2 protein-coding genes are annotated in these 6184 nt (G+C 43.5%); both read left to right on the forward strand.

Translation table 11 applies throughout. From position 1 onward, the window contains the following. The first annotated feature begins 530 nt into the window (after window positions 1–530). Window positions 531–2888, forward strand: coding sequence for a type I pullulanase (pulA, locus tag ACKTSG_RS13365; protein ID WP_407895459.1), 2358 nt, complete (start codon window positions 531–533; stop codon window positions 2886–2888). 40 nt (window positions 2889–2928) lie between these two features. Next, window positions 2929–5856, forward strand: coding sequence for a KxYKxGKxW signal peptide domain-containing protein (locus tag ACKTSG_RS13370; protein WP_407895461.1), 2928 nt, complete (start codon window positions 2929–2931; stop codon window positions 5854–5856). The last annotated feature ends 328 nt before the right edge of the window (window positions 5857–6184 follow it).

The following is a 6184-nucleotide window of genomic DNA, read 5'->3' on the forward strand; positions in this document are numbered from 1 at the left end:
CACGCTTCGGAGCCTTCAGCTGTTTGGGCCAGCGCCCACAACGCACCAGGGTGCTTATCAGGGACGTATAGCGCTGTACGCAAGTACTAGTTCGGGCACTGGTCACCTAGCACACATCTTCAACTGACCCCACTCAGTAGGCCAGGATGACCGGAGCAGGAATGGCGTCAGGGGTGACGTCTGTGTTGGCGATTTATCGCCTACACAGAGGCCGAGCTTTGAGACTCGCAAAGCTCGGCTCAAAGTCGTGCCCACCCCGTTCCACGCCAATTCCTGTGGAGGTCGTCCTGGCCGGCAGTCGAGCAAAAAAGAATAGTTCAATTAGTGGAACCGAGAAAGACTTGACACATACTTGTGTTGCTGAGAGGTTGCAAAATGATACTGCAAGGTATATAATGACTAAGTAATTATTGCAAGCGCTTGCATTTTTGCAAAAAAGTCCTTTTATTTATTTATCTTATTGCTTTGAAAGATATTGTTAAAAATAAATAAAATCGTTATAAACTCAATATAATAAGGAGAGCTAAATAATGAAAAAGACAAAATTAAGAATTTGTCTTTTCCCAATCTTACTGCTTATCAGTTTTGCATTGCTATCCAATGGAACTGGTAAACAGATTGTTTTTGCTACATCTTCATCAGAATATGCTACACAAGCTCTGTCTGACGAGAAAAATGCCACGCAAAACAATGATTTTACATCTTTTGATATAAAATGGGCCTATGAGGGGAAAGATTTGGGATTTAACTATTCAACAACAAGTACTACTTTCAAAATCTGGTCACCAACTGCGACGAGCGTGCAGCTGATAAGTTATGGGACGAATACCAATCCGACAGCGGCACAGGTCTCAGCGAAAGCAATGACACGCGGGACATCAGCGACACCAACTAATCACGCAACCAATACGATTGGGGTGTGGACTTTGACCGTTCCTGGCAATCAAAATGGCATGGTTTATGCTTACAAACTAACTTTTGCTGACGGAACCGTTAGTGATTATGCTGGGTCAACTTATGGAACACTTTCTACAAGTTCTGTCAGCAAAACAACCAATGATCCTTATTCTATTGCGACGACACAAGGTGGAAATCGTTCAGTTGTCGAATCGTCTGCAAACCTCGCGTCAAATCTGGCACTTGCGCAAGGCAAATCTGCAACTTGGCGGGTAGCAAGTCCAACACAAGCCATCGTTGACGAACTACATATTCGTGATTTTACAAGCTCACCAACATCTGGTGTTTCGGCTGGTAATCGTGGTAAGTTTCTCGGAGTGATTCAGTCAGGAACAACTGATCCAAATACAGGTACAGCAACTGGACTTGATTATCTGAAAAACGAGGGTTTTAACTACATTCAACTCATGCCAGCCAGTCAGTATGCGTCGGTCAACGAAGCGGGAAACCGTACTACTGTGCAACCGAATAACTTCAACTGGGGATATGACCCACAAAATGAAATGGTACCAGAGGGCGAATATGCCAGTAATTCTGTCAAGCCTGTCACACGTATTAATGAAATGAAAGAAATGGTACAAGGCTTGCATACAAATGGGATTAGCGTGGTAATGGATATGGTTCTCAATCACGTCTATAGTCAGTCAGCATCCGCTTTTGAAAAAACCGAGCCGGGCTATTATTTCCGCAAAAATACGCAATCTGGGTGTGGCAATGATACGGCGAGCAACCACGAAATGTTTGGTAAATACATTATTGACTCTGTCACTTACTGGGCGAAAAATTATGATATTGACGGCTTCCGTTTTGATGAAATGACACTTTTAGACAGCACGACTATGAATAAACTGCGTGCCGCACTGACAGCACTTGACCCACATATTATCATGTATGGCGAAGGTTGGGGCGATTCTAATGCAAATAAGATTCCTGAAACGTCTATCAATAATTACAAAAATGTTCCTGGTATTGGTTTTTTCAATCCTGGTGAACGTGACGCCATCAGTAATAATGGAGGTTCTGCAGGTGGATTCGCAGCAGGAAATACGGCAAGTACCACAACGGTCGCAGGAGCACTTTTGGCTTCTGGAGGTTGGAACGGAAATGGCACAGTGCAAGCTTTTTTGACGCCAAGCCAGTCTATCAATTATGTTGAATGTCATGATAGCTTCACCTTAAATGACTCACTCTGGTCAGCTGATCCGAATGATTCTGTGGCGACACATCAAGCGCGAGTGACGCTCGCAAATGCCACGAATATTCTTGCAAACGGTGTGACATTTATGGAAACAGGACAGGAGTTTGACCAGTCCAAATTAGTCAATCCGTCAAATCTGACGCCGCTCTCCCCTACACAGACACAGGCTTATCAATCGGGTAGTATGGAAAAACCTGCATGGTATCCTGCGTCATGGGATACTGCCAAAAATTCATACAATGGACTTTTTGGCTTGGATAGTAATGGTACTTACTATGGCAATTATTGGCCAGGTAGTAATCTCTACACCCCAGTAGTTGCGGGGGATGTAGTCAATGCCATAAATTGGGATAATGTCAAGGACAATCAAAATGCTGTTAATTTTATTGGAAATTTGATGAAATTTAAAAAATCCAATCCGCAATTTTGGCCTGATGATTATAGCAAACTTGCTTGGGCTCCTACCAGTATAGGTGTAGAAAATGTCACAAATGCGTCAAACGGAGTGATCACAGAAGAATTAACATCGGGTGCGACCAAATATTTAGTCATATTGAATGCTAGCGGTAATTCGGTCAAAATTGGTCAAGGTGGTCAGTTTTATGGGGTGTCAAATTTGACAGGTAAAACCGTGATAATTTCTAACGATAGTAGCTTAACAGCTAATCAAGTTTTGAATAGCTCTGTTACTCTGTCAAATTTGACAGTCACCGTTATCCAACTTTCTAAATAAAAAACACATCAAATTTGATGCAAATCAAAAAGGAGAAAACATGATATACAGTAGAATGAATCGACTTCATTCTCAGATGAAACAAACACATTTTCGTGCTTGGAAATCGGGGAAAATTTGGCTTTACGGTGCAGTGACTCTCGCTGTTTTTGGACTTGGTGTTGCGGGTCCTACGACCTTCTTTGGGACATCCACGACTCTTGTTGCTCATGCAGACACAACGTCTGCTCAAAATGCGACAATTACTTTTTTGCCATCAACAGCTTATACGGGACAGCAACTTTATGCTTATGTTTGGGGGACAGGAAATACTGCTTATGACGGTCAGTTCGTCCCATTAAGCATTGGCTCTGCGGATTCTGTGACCTTGTCAAATCTGAGTGCTTCGAGTATGGGTATTATCATTACAACAACGAATGATTGGAGTACAGCACAAAAGCTCAATGCAGGTGGCGCAGATATTATGGTGCCGATGACAGCAGGACATTCAGTTCAGATTGGCATCAATCAGCAAGGAACGCTTTATGCCACATCTGTGGTACCCACGATATCTGCACCAACGAATGCACCAACGTCAGGGATCGTCGGAACACTTGTCACGTTGAACGGTGCAAATGCAGTAATCACTGATCCATCAAAAATGGGTTCTGGTGCTATCAGCTCTGTTACGGTCACAGACCCAAATGGCGTGAAAACGACAGCTTCTGCAGATACTTTCACGCCAAAGATACCTGGTCAATACACGCTAACTTACAATTATAGTTATACAAATTTGGATAACACGACGGGCACTGTGTCAGCAAATAGCACAATCCAAGTCACTGCTGAAAACGCGAATACAATTACCACAACGAGTGGTCCGGACTTGACACGAGGACAAGCGATTGACCTGTCAGCAAATGGCAACACGATGAAAAGTTATGTCAGCGACTCTAACAGTAGCGTCACACCGAGTATTCAGTCTGTTAGCTGGACACCTACAGGTTCTACAACAGCGCAGACAATCACAGCAAACGCTGATGGCACTTACACATTTCCTAGCGCTGGCACCTATACCGTGATTTATACTGATGGGACTGGAGCGACTGGGACAGTAGACGGTAAAGTTCTTGCACAGCCGGCTAGTTTCACGACAGTTACTGATGCAGATACAAAAATTGCTGTTGGAAACACGGTTGATGCTGCGCATTATTATAGATTGATTGATCCAAATAATTCGGCAATTAACATCTCTAATGCTACGATTTCTGTCACAGGTCCTGATAGTTCAGATTTCACAGGAGCTGCGATTTCTGGGACACAATTTATCCCTGATGTAGAGGGGGATTACACTATCAATTATTCTTATGTTGATGGTACAGGGGCAGAACAAAAAGCAAGTCAAATCATTACTGTGGTCGGTGGGCCAAAGTTAAATGCTGACGAGAGTTTTGAAGCTCAAAAGACAGTCAATGCAGATGGCACAGGCATTTATACATATAATCCACAAACACAAGGTGTGACAGTTACTGACCCAGAAAACGACAAGGCGCTTCCGTCAGTAACTATCTATGATGTGGATAATTACGGTAAAACGCCACTGACAGCAAATACTGACGGCACTTACAATCTGACACCTGCTGGAACTGCTGACGAAACGGGCAGCACTAGTGGCACTTACTATGTGACATGGGCTTACCCAGGCGCAGAGCAACCGAGTTCGGATATGCAAACGGTGACGGTGCTCTCTGCGGGTCAAGTGCAGCCCGTCATCACAGTACCTGCTCAAAGTAATGTGAATGTTGGCTCAACGGTAGATACCACACAAGGGTTAACCATGAAAAACTCTGCCAATGAAAATTTGAGAACTGATGAAATCAAAACAGCCTTAGCAAATGGCGATTTGACAATTTCACTGACAGACCCATCAGGCAATAATTCTACACTGACAGATGGTATATTTTCAGCGACAGATATTGGCTATTACAATATAACATTTGACTATACAGACCCTGTGACAGGACTGTCAGCTGTTGAACAATCTGGTGTTGTCGTGTCCCAACCCACCACAAATACAGAAACGGACATCATTTCCAATGGTTCAACCACTTATACTTATAGCCCAAATTCAGGAAATGTTGCACTGACAGGTGGCAATAGCGCCAATCTCACAACTGTGAACCAAATTACGGACAGCAAGGGAATTTCTTACGGAACAGTAGATGAAAATGATGGAGTGTCGAGTGCCGACTTGCCAATAGGAAGCTATACCGTTCAGTGGCAGTATACTTATACAGATGTTAACGATAATGTTGTATCTATTCCTGTCAGTCAAACTGTAAATGTTATCGGCAAAGTTACTTACGATGCCAACGGCGGCACAGGCATGATGGCAAGCCAAGAAACGGATACCAATGGTAACATTACACTAGATACCAATAGTTATACAAATGGCGATAAAACTTTCAAAGGCTGGAACACTAAGGCAGATGGTAGCGGGATTTCTTACACCGACAAACAAGCTATCACAGGGATTAGTAGCAATGTAACTCTCTATGCACAATGGATTGGCACTTCAGGCAATACAACTCAACCGACACAGCCAACTCAACCGACGCAGCCAACTCAACCGACACAGCCAACTCAACCGACACAGCCAACTCAACCGACGCAGCCAACTCAACCGACGCAGCCAACTCAACCGACACAGCCAACTCAACCGACACAGCCAACTCAACCGACGCAGCCAACTCAACCGACACAGCCAACTCAACCGACACAGCCAACTCAATTGATTAAAACTAATGTTAATGAGAAAAAAACAGTTTCATTGGTAAATGATAAAGAAAAAAATCCTTCTAAAAATAGAGAAGCTTTACCACAAACTAGTGAAAAATCAGAAAGCTCTGTTTCAGCTCTAGGTGTCTTATTACTGGCTTTAGGAAGTTTAACCAGTTGGCTGACTTTCAGAAAAAAGTGGAAAGATTAACTAAACAATCTTGAAAGAACTAAAAGGTGGTGTGACATAACCCCCTTCAAAATAGGACCAAGACTCGGAAATCACGAAGATTTCTGGCCTTGGTCCTTTTAATTTGATTAAGAGCTGACAAAGCGTAAGCACCTAATAACAGTAAGCAGGAGATAACAGCACGGATTTCCTAATCCGTTTCCCCGCAGTACACTAGCCTCATCGTAAGCACCCAATAACAGACCGTCTTGAAAATCAATAGAGGCCCGTTCCCAGATTCAGGGAAGCGGACCTCTTTGCTTTAAGCGACGGTCGATTGGGCGGTACCGGTAAATGTTTGGTTCCAAGG

Origin of the sequence: Lacticaseibacillus salsurae (assembly GCF_045862175.1) — a bacterium.
Taxonomy (GTDB): Bacteria; Bacillota; Bacilli; order Lactobacillales; family Lactobacillaceae; genus Lacticaseibacillus; species Lacticaseibacillus salsurae.

Bases quoted from the DNA above. Each gene is read 5' to 3' on its own strand.
- pulA (WP_407895459.1), top strand. From the start codon at position 531: ATGAAAAAGACAAAATTAAGAATTTGTCTTTTCCCAATCTTACTGCTT.
- ACKTSG_RS13370 (WP_407895461.1), top strand. From the start codon at position 2,929: ATGATATACAGTAGAATGAATCGACTTCATTCTCAGATGAAACAAACA.